Origin of the sequence: Aciduricibacillus chroicocephali (assembly GCF_030762805.1) — a bacterium.
Lineage (GTDB): Bacteria > Bacillota > Bacilli > Bacillales > Amphibacillaceae > Aciduricibacillus > Aciduricibacillus chroicocephali.
On the sequence record NZ_CP129113.1, the window covers coordinates 2,314,327 to 2,331,490 of the forward strand.

14 protein-coding genes are annotated in these 17,164 nt (G+C 44.1%); 4 read left to right on the forward strand and 10 right to left on the reverse strand.

The annotated features are described in order from the left end of the window. Positions 1-97: 97 nt before the first annotated feature. The 4 genes from QR721_RS11940 to gltC all read right to left on the reverse strand — a co-directional run bounded on the left by QR721_RS11940 (position 98) and on the right by gltC (position 5,063). The gene (locus tag QR721_RS11940; RefSeq protein WP_348027257.1) at positions 98-1,138 is read right to left on the reverse strand and encodes a ribonucleotide-diphosphate reductase subunit beta; all 1,041 of its coding nucleotides are present in this window, start codon (positions 1,136-1,138) and stop codon (positions 98-100) included. After that, positions 1,119-1,559 (reverse strand): flavodoxin, encoded by a 441-nt coding sequence (locus tag QR721_RS11945; RefSeq protein ID WP_348027259.1) that lies wholly within the window; start codon positions 1,557-1,559, stop codon positions 1,119-1,121. The genes QR721_RS11940 and QR721_RS11945 overlap by 20 nt, the downstream gene beginning before the upstream one ends. Next, positions 1,549-3,783, reverse strand: coding sequence for a ribonucleoside-diphosphate reductase subunit alpha (locus QR721_RS11950; protein WP_348027261.1), 2,235 nt, complete (start codon positions 3,781-3,783; stop codon positions 1,549-1,551). Before QR721_RS11950 ends, QR721_RS11945 begins: the two co-directional genes overlap by 11 nt. A gap of 374 nt (positions 3,784-4,157) precedes the next feature. After that, the gene (gene gltC / locus QR721_RS11955) at positions 4,158-5,063 is read right to left on the reverse strand and encodes a glutamate biosynthesis transcriptional regulator GltC (RefSeq protein ID WP_348027263.1); all 906 of its coding nucleotides are present in this window, start codon (positions 5,061-5,063) and stop codon (positions 4,158-4,160) included. A gap of 173 nt (positions 5,064-5,236) precedes the next feature. Between gltC and gdhA the strand changes: the two genes are divergently transcribed. From gdhA to QR721_RS11975, 4 genes are all read left to right on the forward strand, one after another. Further along, positions 5,237-6,613: an NADP-specific glutamate dehydrogenase gene (gene gdhA / locus QR721_RS11960; protein ID WP_348027265.1), complete on the forward strand. Its 1,377-nt coding sequence runs from the start codon at positions 5,237-5,239 to the stop codon at positions 6,611-6,613. Positions 6,614-6,775: 162 nt separating this feature from the next. Continuing rightward, positions 6,776-7,582 carry a formate dehydrogenase accessory sulfurtransferase FdhD gene (gene fdhD, locus QR721_RS11965; RefSeq protein WP_348027267.1) on the forward strand — a complete coding sequence of 269 codons (807 nt, stop codon included), beginning with the start codon at positions 6,776-6,778 and terminating at the stop codon, positions 7,580-7,582. 96 nt (positions 7,583-7,678) lie between these two features. Beyond that, positions 7,679-8,188: a PCYCGC motif-containing (lipo)protein gene (locus QR721_RS11970; protein ID WP_348027269.1), complete on the forward strand. Its 510-nt coding sequence runs from the start codon at positions 7,679-7,681 to the stop codon at positions 8,186-8,188. Between the two features lie 141 nt (positions 8,189-8,329). Then, a complete protein-coding gene (locus QR721_RS11975; RefSeq protein WP_348027271.1) occupies positions 8,330-8,986 on the forward strand; it encodes a DUF4396 domain-containing protein in 657 nt (218 codons plus the stop codon). A gap of 195 nt (positions 8,987-9,181) precedes the next feature. Here the strand turns inward: QR721_RS11975 and QR721_RS11980 are convergent, their stop codons facing one another. The 6 genes from QR721_RS11980 to rlmN all read right to left on the reverse strand — a co-directional run bounded on the left by QR721_RS11980 (position 9,182) and on the right by rlmN (position 17,126). Beyond that, entirely contained in the window at positions 9,182-9,832 is a 651-nt protein-coding gene (locus tag QR721_RS11980; protein WP_348027273.1) for a hypothetical protein, read from the reverse strand. A 14-nt stretch (positions 9,833-9,846) separates the two neighbouring features. Beyond that, positions 9,847-11,043: a ParM/StbA family protein gene (locus QR721_RS11985; RefSeq protein ID WP_348027275.1), complete on the reverse strand. Its 1,197-nt coding sequence runs from the start codon at positions 11,041-11,043 to the stop codon at positions 9,847-9,849. A 304-nt stretch (positions 11,044-11,347) separates the two neighbouring features. Continuing rightward, entirely contained in the window at positions 11,348-13,393 is a 2,046-nt protein-coding gene (locus QR721_RS11990) for a catalase (RefSeq protein WP_348027276.1), read from the reverse strand. A gap of 157 nt (positions 13,394-13,550) precedes the next feature. Beyond that, the gene (locus QR721_RS11995; protein ID WP_348027278.1) at positions 13,551-15,587 is read right to left on the reverse strand and encodes a catalase; all 2,037 of its coding nucleotides are present in this window, start codon (positions 15,585-15,587) and stop codon (positions 13,551-13,553) included. 110 nt (positions 15,588-15,697) lie between these two features. After that, positions 15,698-15,880, reverse strand: a complete 183-nt coding sequence (locus QR721_RS12000) for a hypothetical protein (RefSeq protein WP_348027280.1) — start codon at positions 15,878-15,880, stop codon at positions 15,698-15,700. Positions 15,881-16,061: 181 nt separating this feature from the next. Next, positions 16,062-17,126 carry a dual-specificity RNA methyltransferase RlmN gene (gene rlmN / locus QR721_RS12005; protein ID WP_348027282.1) on the reverse strand — a complete coding sequence of 355 codons (1,065 nt, stop codon included), beginning with the start codon at positions 17,124-17,126 and terminating at the stop codon, positions 16,062-16,064. Between the last annotated feature and the right edge of the window lie 38 nt (positions 17,127-17,164).

Sequence of the window (17,164 nt, forward strand, 5' to 3'; positions counted from 1 at the left end):
AGAATCTATAGTAGAAAACGAAAAACCCGAACTAAGCATTAGTTCGGGTTTTTCGTAGGCTAAAACACTTCTGTCTCAGCATCTTTTCATCTATTTATTAAAGATCATCGAATCCATTCAGATCACTAGTCTTCGTATACTGTCGTGACTTCTGCTCAAAAAAGTCTGTTTTTGTACCGTCGAAGTTATCCACATAAGCGCGAATCCACTTCATTGGGTTTTCCACATATTCGGGATAGACTTCAGAGAGTCCCATCATGCGGAGCATTTTATTGGCACGGTATTTGATATAGCCGGTCATTTCATCAAGATCAATACCTTCTACATTGCCAAGGACATAGCTCGACCACTCAGTCTCAAGTTCAACCGATTCCTTGAAATGATCGTATACCCACTGTGTGAATTCCGGTGTGTTCAATTCAGGATGCTCAGCGAGTGTCGCACGGAACAACTCTCCAATGAAACGGCCATGTTCCAGTTCGTCACGATTTATGTAAGAAATCATCGTTGACGTGCCGACCATTTTATTATGTCTTGCCAAATTGTAGAAGAATGCAAAGCCGGAATAGAAGAACATGCCTTCAAGCAATGAAGTATAGACAAGCGTCTTCAAGATATTCTCAACTGTAGGTTCTTCAACGAATTTATTATAGTACTTAATGATATTCTCATTACGCTTCAACAATACAGGGTCTTTGCGACCGAGCTCGAATGATTTATTCTGCTGGCCAAGCGAAACGACTGAAGAAAGCACATAGGAGTAACTTTCGTTATGGACAGCTTCTTGCTGGGCGATAACAGCCATGATTGATTGGACAGATGGATCTGTCGCATAAAGTGAGATAAGAAGCGCTGTTCTCGTTTGTGGCGCATCAAGAGTTGAAAGCAGGCCAATAATTTTCAAATATGCATCTTGCTCTTCTTGTGAAAGCTGTGGGAATTGCTTCACATCACTGGACATATTCACTTCATCCGCTTGCCAATAGTTGCCGACTAGGCGCTTGTACATTTTGTACCAGTGCGGATAAGCAATATCATTCCAATTCAGAATACCGCTTGATTCGCCGCCGAATAGACCTGTTGATTTATTCGGGTTGCGAGGTTCGAGTGTTTTTGCTTTATCTAGCAGATTCGCCATGTTCCAGGACTCCTTCCATCCATTCTTTTACGATTTTTTCCTGTGAGCCGCGGGGAGATTGTTCAATTTTAAGCGGTGGCCAGGGACTGTTATAGAACTTAGCGAGTTTTTCCGCTGCTCCACAAAAGATCCGGTCACCGCCAAATTGTGTGTCCCCTGTTCCAAATACAGCGACATTGTCCGGTTTGCAGCCAACTTCCAGAACAAAGTCCTTTACTTCATCCGGTGTACTGCCTTCTTCCCAGGTGAACGTTCCAATAAAAATATATTGATATGCTTCAGGATCGATTGGCGGGTCGATGCCAATCCGATGAATGTCAATATGAAGGCCGCGGGATTCGGCAGTTTCCTGCAGAATCTCCGCGACTTCTTCTGTGTTGCCGCTATAGGAAAGATAAGCAATGAGTGCTTTAGCTTTCACACCATTCGCACTCCTCGATGTCACTCGAAGTGGAACGAACGTAGTATGTCGTCTTCAAACCTTCCTCCCATGCCTGCTGGTGCAATCCAAGGAGTACAGATGCCCGAATTGTATTCGGTACATAGAAGTTGAATGACAAGCTTTGGTCAACGTGACGCTGGCGTGCAGCATTCTGCTTCACGCTCCAGCGCTGATCGACAATATATGCGCTCTTGCGATAAATATCATACGTGTTGTGGTCAAGATCCGGTGCTGTTGTCGGAATCTTGAAGTCCTTCTTCTCTTCATTATAGAACACTTGGAAAATCGGATCGATACTTGCAGTTGATCCGGCAATCATAGAAGTTGAAGAGTTAGGAGCGACAGCCATTAAATAGCCATTGCGCATTCCGTTCTGCTGGACTTCAGCTTTCAAGCTTGTCCAATCTCCATTTGTGTAGCCTTTCTGATCGAAGTATTCGCCAGTAGACCACTTGCTTCCTTCATATGCCTTGTAAGTGCCTTTCTCTTTCGCAAGCTCCATGCTGTTCTTAATTGTAAGGTATGCGATTTTTTCATAAAGCTCATCAGCAAACTCGACAGCCTTGTCTGTTTCCCAATGGATGCCTTCAAGCGCAAGCAGATGATGCCAGCCGAATGTACCAAGACCGATTGCACGGTATTTCTGGTTTGTCAGCTTTGTTTGCGGAATCGGCAATGTATTGATTTCAATAACATTGTCGAGCATGCGTACCTGAATTTTCAATAGGCGTTCAAGCACTTTATCCGGCACAGCACGGCCAAGGTTGACAGAGCTCAAGTTGCAGACAACATAATCGCCCGCTTTATATTTCTTCACGATTGTACCGTCATCTTCAACATATTCCTCAAGGAATTCAGTCGGTGACATGTTTTGCGTAATTTCCGTGCAAAGGTTCGAGCAATAGATCATGCCAGCATGTGAATTCGCATTTTGGCGGTTCACTTCATCACGGTAGAACATGAATGGTGTACCAGATTCAAGCTGTGACTTCATAATGCGTTTCATGATATCGATCGCTGGTACAGTATGGCGGCTCAAGTTCTCATTGGCAACACAAGCGAGATAGTTCTCGCGCCATGAACCGGCACCTTTCTTCTCATCATGGAAGTCCTCCAGTGAGAAGCCCATTTCCATGCGTACTTCATGCGGATCGAACAAATGCCACTCGCCACGTGCTTCGACTTGCTCCATGAAATAATCCGGAATACATACACCAGTGAAGATGTCATGCGCACGCATCCGGTCATCACCGTTGTTCAATTTCAAATCAAGGAACGGCTCGATGTCCATATGCCATACATCAAGGTAAATCGCAATCGCACCTTTTCTCGTACCGAGCTGGTCTACGCTTACCGCTGTGTTGTTCAGCTGCTTGATCCAAGGAACAACGCCTGAAGACATGCCTTTGTAACCTTTGATCATGCTGCCGCGGGCACGTACTTTACCCATATAGACGCCAATTCCGCCGCCATTTTTGGAAAGTTTAGCAATATCCGTGTTGCTGTCATAGATTGACTGGAGTGAGTCATCAACCGTGTCAATGAAGCAGCTGGACAGCTGTCCATGTGATTTACCTGCGTTTGTCATTGTCGGTGTCGCAACAGTCATATATAGATTGGACAATGCCCAGTATGCTTCCTCGACAAGCTCAAGACGCTTGGACTTGTCTTCATCCTGCATTAGATACATCGCAATAATCATCCAGCGTTCCTGCGGCAACTCATACGTATTCTTATTATGATCCGTCGCAAGATAGCGTGTCGCCAAAGTGTAGATGCCAAGGTAGTTGAACAAAAGGTCTCGTTCAGGCGCAATCTTTGTGCCAAGCTGGTCGATTTCTTCACGTGTGTACTTGTCCAGGATGTTGGAAGAATAGACACCTTCTTCTGACAGCTTTTCCAGAAGACCGTGGAAGCTACCATATTTCTGAACTTCGGAGTAGCCGCGATTTTTTGCTGCTTTGATGTAAAGTTCCTGCAAATAAAGACGGCTAGCGAGGAACGTCCATGCTGTATTCGCTTCATCAATATTCTCAAGTGCCAGACGAGTGAAAATTTCCAGTGCTTTCTCTTTGGAGACACCTGGCTGCAAGGCACGCAGCCCTTTCTCTTTGTATTCAGCAGCATCAATTCCGAGTTCTTTCGCATGTTGGTCAACCAACTGCAACAACTCAACCTGACCTGACAAGACATTTGTCGCCATGAACAAAATCCTCCTTCAATTCCTTGAAAAAATCTTGATATTCAAAAACGCATAATGCGCTTTATTCATTAAAATAGCCGTCCCGCAAATTCATTCCAGAACGACAGTTTTCTTCTAGGTTCTACAGCAGGAAGGCAAGAGGCCATTTATAATCTGTGCTAACCCCTTCCCTATGTATGCTGCCACAAAACACAATATATAGTTTCTATTGTATCCGTCCGACACAATATGTTGTATCAACCTTAACATAAATCGACGAAACCGACAACTGTTCTTTCGGCTTCTTATTTTTATCCGGTCACTTGTTTTTTAATCAGCTTACCCATTCTAACACATCTCGACAGCTTTTTTCCCTTTAAAGAACTTTTAAAAAATTATTTTTGAAAAGCGGTCAGACGAGCGAAGAAATCTTCAATAAAATCTGCAAATATTTTTTCAGTCGGGAGTAGATCACGCTCTTTTGGAATAACCATCCCGACGGATCTCCGTACTTGCGGTTCACTGATTGGAACTTTCACCGTAGAACGTGGCAGGTTGTCAATTAATGTAATTTCTGGGACTAAAGAGACACCCAAACCTGCTGAAACGAGACCTTTGATTGCATCGATATCTTCCCCTTCAAAGGAAATAATCGGATCAAAGCCGTTTTGCCGACAAGCATCCATGAGCAAATCACGCAAAACGAAACCCTTGGCAAAAACGACGAACGGCTCTTCCCGCAGTTCAGTGAGCGCGAGCGATTTTGCTTTGGCAAGGCGATGATTGGCAGGAAGCAACGCAACAACCTGCTCTGTGAACAGGATTTTCCCTTTTAATTTCGTATCATCCATCGGTACCGGCCCAAGGAGAGCCATATTGATATCACCACGAATTACCGCATCCATTAGTTGGCGATAAGAACCTTGGTGCAAATGGAACTTTGCATGCGGATACTCATTACGAAAAGCAGAAATGGCGGTCGGCAGCATATATGTCGCGAGGCTACTTGGAAACCCGACATTTACTGTCCCTCTCTCAGGATCTGTGTACTCTTCAATGATTTGCCGAGCATCCCCGATAACACGCATCGCCTGTTGCATACGTTCCAAGAAAATCCGTCCGATCGGTGTAAGTCTCACATTCCGTCCTTCTCGAATGAACAATTGAACACCAAGCTCTTCTTCCAGATTTGCCAGCGCCCGGCTCACTGCGGATTGTGCAACATGCAATTCATTGGCTGCTTCGGTCACATGTTCACGCTTAGCCACTTCAATGAAATACTTAATTTGTCTCAGTTCCATACCGCTCACCTCTTAAATACTTTGTATCAATATTATCATCTCATTTCGGCATCAATTCAATCTAATATTTATATTGCTAAGATGAATGGAATTTTGCGATAATTGCGTCAGGTTAAAAACGACAAAGAAACCGTTCGTATATATCGGTTTCCAATCAATCGGGAGGAATTCAAATGACTTCAACAAAAACTGCAAACAATAGTCAAGCTGTACGTGCATATATGGACGAAGTTTACAACAAGGTGTTGGAACGCAATCCAGGTGAAACAGAGTTCCATCAAGCTGTTAAAGGAACATTCGAATCACTTGTACCCGTTTTCGAACAGCACCCTGTTTATATGGAAAAAGGCATCTTGGAACAGATCGTAGAACCTGAACGCATTATCTCATTCCGTGTTCCTTGGGTTGATGACAATGGTAAGGTTCATGTTAACCGCGGCTTCCGTGTTCAGTTCAACAGCGCAATCGGACCATATAAAGGCGGCCTGCGCTTCCATCCATCCGTAAATGCCGGCATCATCAAATTCCTCGGTTTTGAGCAGATTTTCAAAAACTCTCTTACAGGATTGCCAATCGGCGGCGGTAAAGGTGGTTCCGATTTCGATCCAAAGGGTAAATCAGATGATGAAATTCGTCGTTTCTGCCAAAGCTTCATGACAGAGCTTTCCAACCATATCGGTCCGGACAAAGACGTTCCAGCTGGTGATATCGGTGTTGGGGCTCGCGAAATTGGCTACCTATTCGGTCACTACAAGCGTCTTCAGGGCGGCTACCCAGCTGGCGTCCTTACTGGTAAAGGTATCGGCTACGGTGGAAGCCTTGCACGTAAAGAAGCAACAGGCTATGGTACTGTTTACTTCATGAAAGAAATGCTGAAAGGCGCTGAATTGGACTTCGCAGGTAAAACTGTCGTTGTTTCCGGTTCTGGTAACGTAGCAATCTACGCAATCGAAAAAGCTCAAGAATTCGGTGCAAAAGTCGTTGCCTGCAGTGACTCTTCAGGCTTCATCTATGACAAAGAAGGCATCAAGCTTGATACAGTCAAGCAACTGAAAGAAGTAGAATATGCACGTATCAGTGAATATGTGAAACACCATCCGAATGCTGAATATGTTGAAGACTGCAGCAAAATCTGGTCTCTTCCATGTGACATCGCCCTTCCATGTGCGACACAGAACGAGATCGACGAAGCTTCTGCTCGTGAACTTGTTAAAAACGGCGTCAAAGCTGTTGCAGAAGGTGCGAACATGCCTTCAACAGAAGAAGCAATTCATGTATTCCAGGAAAATGGCGTACTATTTGGCCCAGCCAAAGCAGCAAACGCAGGTGGCGTAGCAGTATCTGCTCTTGAAATGTCCCAGAATAGCATGCGTCTTTCCTGGTCATTTGAAGAAGTCGATGCAAAGCTTCATGAAATCATGGAATCCATCTATGCAAATGCTGTTGCCGCTTCTGAAAAATACGGCAAGTCAGGTAACCTTGTCGCTGGCGCTGATATTGCAGGCTTCTTGAAAGTAGCCGATGCAATGGTAGCCCACGGAAATATCTAAGTATCATATTAAACCAGTCTGTCATCAAAACAGACTGGTTTTTTTGTGTAGTTTGATTAATTGAATTCATTTTGTACAGAACAGATAATAGAGATGAACGTATACCGTTTTGCCCAAAGAGGGTAAATAATAAGAGAAAGCAATAAATTGGCAGGTGATCAAATGGAAGACTCAACACAGAACGGTTGGCCGACAATCCACTTTGAAGACGGAAAATTCACAGCCCGTGAAGAAGAAATTGCAACTGAGTTCCCTCTTACCGTCATGATCAATGGCGAGGAATTCGCAACAATTGTCTGCTCACCGACTGACTTGCGCGGAATGGTAATCGGTTTTCTCGCCGCAGAAGGTGCAATTCGAAACTTTTCTGAAATAAAGCTGATGAGCATTGATGAGGATAAAGGCTTTGCCCATGTCGAACTGTATAAGCCTCTCGCAAAAGTCGCAGAGATGCATTCCAAACGATTCATCGGCTCCTGCTGCGGCAAAAGCCGTCAGTTTTATTTTAAGACAGACGTCCAAACGGCGAGAACGATCATGACTCGGACTCAAATTAAACCTGATGCTTGCATTCGGCTGATGAAAGAAATGCAACAAGCATCAGATGACTTTCAGCGTACAGGCGGCATCCACAATGCGGCCCTTGCCACGGTGGACAAATTGCTCACAGTGAAGACAGATATTGGTCGCCATAACACACTAGATAAAATTTACGGACAAATTCTAGAAGAACGAATTTCCGTCAAAGACAAGGTCGTCATTTTCAGCGGTCGCATTTCATCCGAAGTATTGCTGAAAGTGTCCAAAATGGGAATTGGACTTATTATTTCAAAATCGGCTCCTACAGACCTCGCTCTAGAGCTCGCAAATGATCTTGGCATTACCACTATTGGGTTTACCCGGGGCAATAAAATGAACATTTATACACATCCCGAACGAGTCATTGGGGCTGCTCCCCCTCCTGAATGAGCAACCTATTTCGTCTGTCACGAATTTGTAGCTTTTCTCCATGTCCTGGCATGCTATTATAGAGAGAAATAGAGGAATGCCAAAGGAGCGATACGCTTGAAGAAAACCATTCTATCCATCGGCTTTTGCACCATGATCCTCCTCAGCGCTTGCGCAAATGAGAGTTCTGCTCCTGGAGGGCCTTCTGAACCTCAGCAAAAAGACAACGAGCCAAAAATCACTCAGCATGGCGGAGACATTAGGGAAGAAACATCTAATATTAAAACACTGCCGACATTCCTGAATAGTAAGCCTGAGAACATGCAAAATATTTATGCTGCAGCAGGACAACATAAAGAATTACTTGAACAGATGCCATGTTATTGCGGGTGCGGTGAATCTGCCGGGCATAAAGACAACTATGATTGCTTCGTTCATGAAAATGAAAATAACGGCAAAGTCGTCTGGGATGATCACGGAACGAAATGCCAAGTCTGCCTCGAGATTGCAGCAGAAGCCATTACAGAAAGCCAAAACGGCAAATCCGATGCGGAAATTCGCAAGGCCATTGACGAAAAATATAAAGAAGGCTATGCAGAGCCGACTCCAACACCAGCTGTCTCTTAAGAGAATGCTGGTGTTTTTATTAATTTGGAAGCCTACTTCCTGCGTAAAAAAAGAAATCCCCATAATCCGTAACCAAAGCTCCTTAAAACATCGTTTCAAATCTTAAACGATAGGGGACAACCATTATGGAGGTGACTTTACATGCTCGAAGCAATTTCCTGGTTAGCCCTATGCCTCGGTCTTATTTGCAGTCTGATTATCATCATTGATCTCTTCCGTCATCCTCAACATATGACAATCATGAATCTTGTCTGGCCTCTGAACGGCTGGTTTCTCGGACCATTTGCCTTATTGGCCTATTTCAAGTGGGGACGTATTATGACAAAAGACCTTAACCTTCAAGACAATAGAAGCAATGCTGCAAAAGTTTTCGTATCCACATCCCATTGTGCGTCTGGCTGTTCATTCGGCGATGCGCTTGGTGTGCCGATTATCGTGCTCACTAGTATGACAATAGCTGGATCGGTTCTTTTTGCACATTATATCGTGGAATTTATCCTCGCTTATATTTTCGGAATACTGTTCCAGTTTGCATCCATTTATCCGATGAACAAAGAGCAAGGCAAAACAAAAGCATTCATTGCATCCATTAAAGCAGATACGGTCTCACTAATAGCCTTTGAAATCGGAATGTTTGGCTGGATGGCAATTGTTCAATTTTTCCTTTTCAACAATCCTCCAGAGCCAACAAGTCCTATTTATTGGTTTATGATGCAAATCGCCATGATTCTCGGCTTCCTGACGAGCTATCCTGCGAACTGGTGGTTGATCAAAAATGGTACCAAACATGCTATGTAACGATTAAATAATCTGATTAACAAAAACAAAGCATATTATATAGAAGAGATTATTCACAGAGAACACAATTTTATCAACAATTTTTTCTATCTTATCAACAATAGTTGATAACTTAATCACAAAGAACAAGTACTTTATCAACAAAATATCCACATATAAAAAAACCAGTCTGGCGTTTTATCCAGACTGGTTTTTTTATTTATTCATATCAGCAAAGAAGTCCCCAAGCGGATCTTCCTCATCCTGATCTGCAACTGCAGACGGTGTTTCATGAATATCTGAGAAAAGACTATCCATATCCAGATCATCAAGCGATGCTTCAATCTCCGCTTGGCGACTTGGTGCCGGTTCATCTTTGACCTTAGGCGGTACAGGTTCCTCCTTCATAGACGGAGCGAATGCCTCGGTTGCAAGAGACTGAGGAGTTGGCTCCTCTTGCTGCATCCATGGCGGAGGACTATATACAGGTGTTTCCTGCAAATAAAGTGCCTCATCAATAGATCTTGACCCACTGTTCATGGAAGCAAGAAGCGTTGTCGCACGGACAGGATCACTCAGTAGCTGGTACAGAATCGTACCGAGCAAAGCTTCCGAGTGCTCGTGCTTGAGCCAGCTTTTCTGTTCCTTTGTGAGGGCTTTTGGCAACGGAATGGTGACCGTCTCGCGTTGTGCCGCAAATGTTTCATTGACGCCTTTCAGGACAAACCCGGCAATCTTGCTTGAAAAATTGCGTCGTTCCGTATCTTTCAGCGCCTGCAGCTGTTTTAGCAAATAATCCGGCGTATCTGATGGAACACGGAATGTAATGGACTGACCCCTTTCAATTGCCTTAGACCGTTCACGCATGCTGGCTCACCTTCTTACTTTTCTTTAGTTGCTGCAACAGGCGCAGCTGCTTCTTTCTTCGCTTGCTGCGGCTGTTCCGTTTTGTCCTGTCTCTTGACGAAGTCTGTGATCAGCTTGTAATACGCATTAGCCATCATCCAGATGCTTTCGTTCTCATCTTCAAAGAATTCAATGTTGAAGCCATCAAGCTTGTTATTTAGAGCTTTGATGTAATCTTTCAATACGGCTGAACCGCCACCGACGAAATAGCAGATTTCAGACTGGGAGTTTTTCGCCCAAGTATTTTTAAGGAAGCGATATTCCTTTTTCGCCAACTCAAGAAGAATGTGGTCTGTAATATCATGTACATTCGTACGTGAACCTTTTACCATGATGTGATGGCGATTGTTCTTGCGTGTGATGATATCCACAACATCTCGGCGGCTATCAAGTTCAACACCATGTTTTGTGCGAATCGCTTCACGAATATCTTCCAAAGCTTCAGCTACGCCAAGATTGAACCCTTGTGCTTTGTCATCATCAACATTGCGGTTGCGGATAACAGCGATATCTGTGGACAAACCGCCAATATCCTGAATAAGGATCTGCTTGTCCATCAATTCTTTGTTAATAACTTTCAAGTCGTTATCCATAATCAGGTTCACATATGCTGCAAAGCCTTCTGGATAAACTTTAACTTCATCGAATTTAATATTAACTTTCTTACCCTGGTGCTTAGGTGTTACAAGGAATTCGACCTGGTGCACTGAACCAAGAAGCTGAGCACGGTAGCCAACATCTTTACCTTCTTTAACTTCACGTATCGGCAAACCTGTACCAAGTGTGTAGTTCGCTTCATAAAGACCGTTGCGGTCAGAGAATTCTCCGCTTTCGACTGCATCAAGCGCAAGTGCTGCAAAGAGCATGACAAGTGTCTGGTCTTCTTCAGATTTGCTGCTTCCTGGATCAAGTTCAGCAGAGTTGCTCGCTTTCGTTGCAAGATTCCCCACACGATAGATTGCACTATTCTCTTCCAATGCAGGTGAGTGTACTTTTATGTGCAAGTTGTTAATCGCTTCTTTTTCATCCAACTCTTCGATGCCGATTACAGGACGATCTGTCATGTCACGTGCAATCACATTCGGTATGTACATTTCATTTTCCATTTTTCCAAAGTTTGCTTTCAAAGCATCGTTTCCAACATCAATAGCTGCGATTCTAGATTTACTCAATCTATCCAGCTCCTCTCGGATATTACTTACAGTTAATAGAATAAAGGAAGTTGGGATTTATTTCAATGAAGATGATATTGCATACAACTATGTATACATGAAAACAAAAAGAAAACGTTGATATAACAGCTTTAACACGTTTTTGTTTGCAAGAAAACACTTTTGTATACATTTTGTTTTCTTATTGTATACATGTTTTCTTTATTGCAAACATCTACTTTCAAGCAAGTAAATCTTCTTATCCACCCTCAAAAACAAAAAAACAGACCGTGGTTACCACCACAGTCTGCTCTTTAGTAAGTTATCAAATAGGACGATTCCAGAAGCGATGACGAGCAATTGCCGCAATAAAACGATTAGTAAACTCTCTTCCATCACTCTTTTGGACAATAACTCCTGGTACATTGCCAATCTTCATCAATTCAAGCCAACTAATGCCTTCCCCCGTTGCTCCGATCGGTTTAAAATGCCTATATGCTTCACTCACATAGTTCAGAGCATCTTTAGCAAATTGTTTAGAAGCTCTTGCTCCTGCTACAATATACACTGCATCAAACAACACAGATGGCCCCGTCTGGAAGGTTTTTGTTGCTTCCAGTTGAATCCCATCGTTTCCTGTCACAGGACCAAGCTTTTCGCTAATGATATACGCCTGTATCCCCTGCTTCGCTAATGATTCCAATACATTAAGCACAACATTGCTGTTAAACCCGTCTGCAATCAGTACAGCTACTCTCCTAGTGTTCGGCAGTTTGACTGTGTTTTCCTGACTGATTGCTTTAGAATTTGCCACACCAGAAGATTCGACATGCCTCGGCCGCTCCACACCAACATTATCTGCAATTTGACGGGCTAATTCATAATCCACATGAGCGAACATCTCAACGTTCTGCTGGCGAAGTGACTTACTCTGTACCTTTCCAAGCTCAAAACTGAAGCCATTCACCGTGTGCTGTTTCTCTACAGGCGTCAAGCTGTTCCAGAACAACTTTGCTTGTGAGAAATGGTCTTTAAAACTATCACTTCTGGCCCGTATTTTCCTCCCTTCCACCTTCTCCTCATAGTGTTTATAACCACCTTTGGAAGGTGGAACAGGGCTCGGTGTATTGTTCCATAAAGAGTTCTTATGATAGGAGACCTTACCTTTATTGATCGTCTGTCGGTGATAGCCGTCCCTCTGATTGTTAAAAAACGGGCAGATTGGCCGGTTAATCGGAATCTCGTGAAAGTTCGGGCCTCCCAGTCTGATCAGCTGTGTATCAATATATGAGAAAAGCCTTCCCTGCAACAAAGGGTCGTTTGTAAAATCAATGCCAGGTACAACATTACCCGGGTGGAATGCAACCTGCTCTGTTTCAGCAAAAACATTATCGACGTTGCGATTCAGCGTCATCTTCCCGATAATTTTGACCGGAACGAGCTCCTCAGGCCATAATTTCGTTGCATCCAGCACATCAAACGGGAATCTGAATTCATCATCCTGGGGCACAATTTGTACACCAAGCTCATATTCCGGATAATTTTCCGTCTCTATCGACTCATACAAGTCTCTTCTATGGAAATCGGGGTCTTTTCCGCTAATTTCCTGAGCCTCTTCCCAAACGAGCGAATGTACACCAAGCTTCGGTTTCCAATGAAACTTCACAAAAAATGCCTCTTCCTCTTCATTTACAAAGCGGAACGTATTGATCCCGAAACCTTCCATCATACGGAAACTGCGTGGTATGCCTCTGTCTGACATGAGCCACATGACTTGATGTGCCGTCTCCTGATTATTAGCTACAAAATCCCAAAATGTATCATGAGCCGTAGCTGCTTGCGGTATCTCTGTATCGGGCTCAGGCTTGCCAGCATGAATGATGTCCGGGAATTTAATTGCATCCTGAATGAAAAATACCGGCATATTGTTCCCGACAAGGTCGTAATTTCCTTCTTCCGTATAAAACTTCGTTGCAAAGCCGCGTACATCCCGTACTGTATCTGCTGAGCCGCGAGAGCCCAACACAGTTGAAAAACGTACAAAGACAGGCGTTTTCTTACCCTTTTCGCTTAGAAAACCTGCCCTTGTAAATTCTTTCATTGGTTCATAACATTCAAATTCTCCATGGGCCGCATATCCTCTGGCATGTACGACCCGCTCTGGTATCCGTTCATGATCAAAATGGGTCAGCTTCTCTCTAAAATGAAAGTCCTCCATCAATGTCGGACCGCGGTCCCCTGCTTTCAATGAGAACTCATCCTCGGAAACTTTTACACCTTGATTTGTTGTCATTGGTTTATCTCTATCATTTACCCGATACTGATCCAGCTGTCTGTCCTTTTCGTTTCTCGGTTCATTCTTGTCAGACATTTTCCAGATCTCCTCCTCTTTATACCTTCACCTGTACTGATGTATGCTTGAAAAGGCCTGTTTCATTCATGAAGAAGAGCGAATTTCCCGAATAACCATTGGTTTTCCACACAAAAAAAGACCGTACTTTTCAAGTACGGTCCCTGTCCATTTCCAATTAGCCAGCTTGCAAATTACGATCCCAGAAGCGATGCTTCGCTGCTAACACTGCAAATTCCTTTGCAAATCCTTTATTTACTTTGTCGTCAATAAGGACACCAGTTGCATTACGAATATCCAACTTGTCCATAATTGCAGCCTCATCTGTCAATGCCGCAACAAGTTTATAATGTTCGAATGCTTCCTGCACATATTCCTCTACTTTCTTATTGAAAGCTTCATCCGCCTGCTCACCACCTGCCACATACACAGCATCAAACAGTACAGATGCCCCCGTAAGGAACGTCTTTTCTACTTCTACCTCCGTACCATCTGCCGCTTTTATCGGCCCAAGCATTTCGCCGACATATGCCGGCTCCAATCCTTGTTTTTGCATCTCATCCACAACTTTTATGACAGATGCGTCAAAACCTTCTGCGACGAGGACAGCCACTTTACGTGTATCAGGGAGCTTTGAGCTGTTTTCCTGACTTAGGGCAGGTGATTGCTTGCCATCCCCTGTAACGCCCTCCTGAGGCACGTCTACGCCAATATTTCGCGCTACAGGCTGTGCTAGATCCAAGTGAACGTTTGCGTACATGTCAACGACTTGCTGGCGGACAGACTTCTCTTTGCACATGCCGAGTTCGAAGCTTAATGCTTCAATTGCATGCTGTTTTTCAACGTCGGACAAACTTCTCCAGAACAAAGTCGCTTGCGAGAAGTGATCCTTGAAGCTATCACTGCGTGCTCTTACTTTACGGCCTTCAACTTTTTCCTGGTAATGCTCAAAACCGCCCTCTGTCGGAAGAGCTGGTTCCGGTGTATTGTTTGCGAGAGAGTTTTTATGATAGTTTACCTGGCCGACATTGATAGTCTGCCTGCCATAGCCATCACGCTGGTTATTGAAGAACGGGCAGACTGGACGGTTGATCGGCAGCTCATGGAAGTTTGGACCCCCTAAGCGGATCAGCTGTGTGTCCGTGTAAGAGAATAGACGTCCTTGCAGCAAAGGATCGTTTGTAAAGTCAATACCAGGAACGACATGTCCCGGATGGAACGCAACCTGTTCCGTCTCTGCAAACACATTGTCAACGTTTCGGTTCAAAGTCATCTTGCCAATGATTTTAACCGGCACATCTTCTTCTGGAATCAGTTTTGTCGGGTCAAGCAAGTCGAAATCAAACTTAAATTCATCTTCTTCCGGAACAATTTGCACTCCCAGCTCCCATTCAGGATAATTGCCTGAATCAATAGCCTCGTACAAGTCCTGGCGATGGAAGTCCGGATTTTTACCGTTAATCTTCTGTGCTTCGTCCCATACGACAGAATGGACACCGAGCTTAGGCTTCCAATGGAACTTCACAAAGCTTCCCTTGCCTTCAGTGTTAACGAAGCGGAAAGTATGAACACCGAACCCTTCCATCATGCGGAAGCTGCGCGGAATTGCTCGGTCTGAGAGGAGCCAAAGCGCATGGTGTGCCGATTCCTGGTTATTGGCAACAAAGTCCCAAAATGTATCGTGAGCTGAGGCTGCCTGCGGAATCTCATTATGTGGTTCCGGCTTTACCGCATGAACGACATCAGGGAACTTGATAGCATCCTGAATGAAGAAGACAGGCATATTATTCCCGACAAGATCATAGTTCCCTTCATCTGTGTAGAACTTCGTCGCAAAGCCCCGCACATCACGAGCCAATTCAGCAGAACCTTTGCTTCCCTGTACAGTTGAAAAGCGAACAAATACAGGCGTTTTCTTGCCTTTTTCACTTAGGAAATCAGCCTTTGTATATTCTTTCATTGATTCATAACATTCGAACTCACCATGTGCCGCATAACCGCGTGCATGCACGACCCGCTCCGGAATGCGTTCATGATCAAAGTGGGTCATTTTTTCGCGGAAGTGGAAGTCTTCCATCAGAGTTGGACCCCGAGTACCAGCTTTTAAAGAAAACTCATCCTCCGAAATTTTCAATCCCTGGTTCGTTGTCATCTTCTTTCCATGATCATCTGTTTTGAATTGCTCCAGCTGTTCATTCTTTTTGTTATTAGACAATTGAAATCCTCCTCTGATTTATATGCTTTCAATTGCTCTTCCCGTAAAGAATGAGGATAAAACTGGAAATAAATCAAAATAAAAAATTGGCAAGCTCTCCAGCCTGCCAATTAATAATTCGATACATCGCGATCGTGTTTCGTATAAATAGACGGGTGTTCCAAGGAAAGCGCCTTGTCCCTATCCAAAGCGAGCATTTCCAGCTCCTTTAAATGACCTGCCGCCTGGCGGAGACGTTTTTTCCTGTTCACCTTTGTCATAATTCTTCTTTTTTTCGCTTTCATTCTACTCATGATGTTACCCCTTTCTATTTCCCGTGCTATTTCCCGTGCATCGCCTGATACATATAGTATTGCCTTTTTTGGACTGCTCGAAACATCTCCTTCCTGCAGTATATGAAGAGGGCCAATTTTATATGCGGGCTCCTGTCTAAAAGAAAAAGCGCACCGCCCTTTCAGGCGATGCACTATGCAATCAGCTTGCTGTCTGTTTTTTAATTTGTTTACTGCGGAGCTGGCCGCATGCTGCATCAATATCAGCACCGTTTTCCCAGCGAACGCCGCAAGGAATGCCTTTTCCTTTAAGTGTTTCATAAAATGCCTGGATATCAGCCGATTCACTGCGCTTGTATCCGGACTCATCTACTGAGTTGTAAGGGATGAGGTTCACATATGCCAAATGGCGCTTATCATGTAACAGGCGGGCAAGTTCACGTGCTTGCTCCTGACCGTCATTCACACCACGCAGCATAATATATTCAAACGTAATCCGGCGATTCATCCGCTCCAAGTAATAATCGACGGAATCCATAAGCTTCTCAATCGGATACGCCCTGTTAATCTTCATAACTTGCGTGCGAAGATCATTATTCGGCGCATGCAATGAGATTGCGAGGTTGATCTGCAAACCTGTATCAGCGAACTCTTTAATTTTCGGTACAATGCCGCTCGTTGAAACTGTAATGTGGCGTGCTCCGATAGAAAGTCCTTCCTTATCGTTAACAACATGTAGGAAGTCCATCAGATTGTTATAGTTGTCAAATGGCTCACCAATCCCCATTACAACGATATGGCTCACGCGCTCCCCTTTACCTTTAGAATCAAGGTGAGCCTGTACATTCATAATTTGTTCGACGATTTCTCCGCCAGTCAGGTCACGACTCTTGCGCAACAGACCGCTTGCACAGAACGAGCAGCCGATATTGCAGCCTACTTGCGTCGTTACACAGACACTAAGCCCATAGTTGAAGCGCATTAGTACTGTCTCAATCAGATTACCATCGGAAAGTTTGAACAAGAATTTGATCGTACCATCCTTCGATTCCTGTTTGATCTCCTCTTCCAGCGTATGCAGGACGAAATGCTCATCCAGCAATGCAATCAAGTTCTTGCCTATATTCCTCATATCAGCGAATGAAGTGACACGTTTCTTGTAAAGCCAGTCCCACACTTGGCGAACGCGGAACTTCTGCTGGCCATGGTCGACTAGCCAATCAGTCAATTGTTCATATGTCATCCCGTAAATGGATTGTTTGCTCATTTGTTCATTGCCCTCTTTTCGGAAAGTATAATTCCACT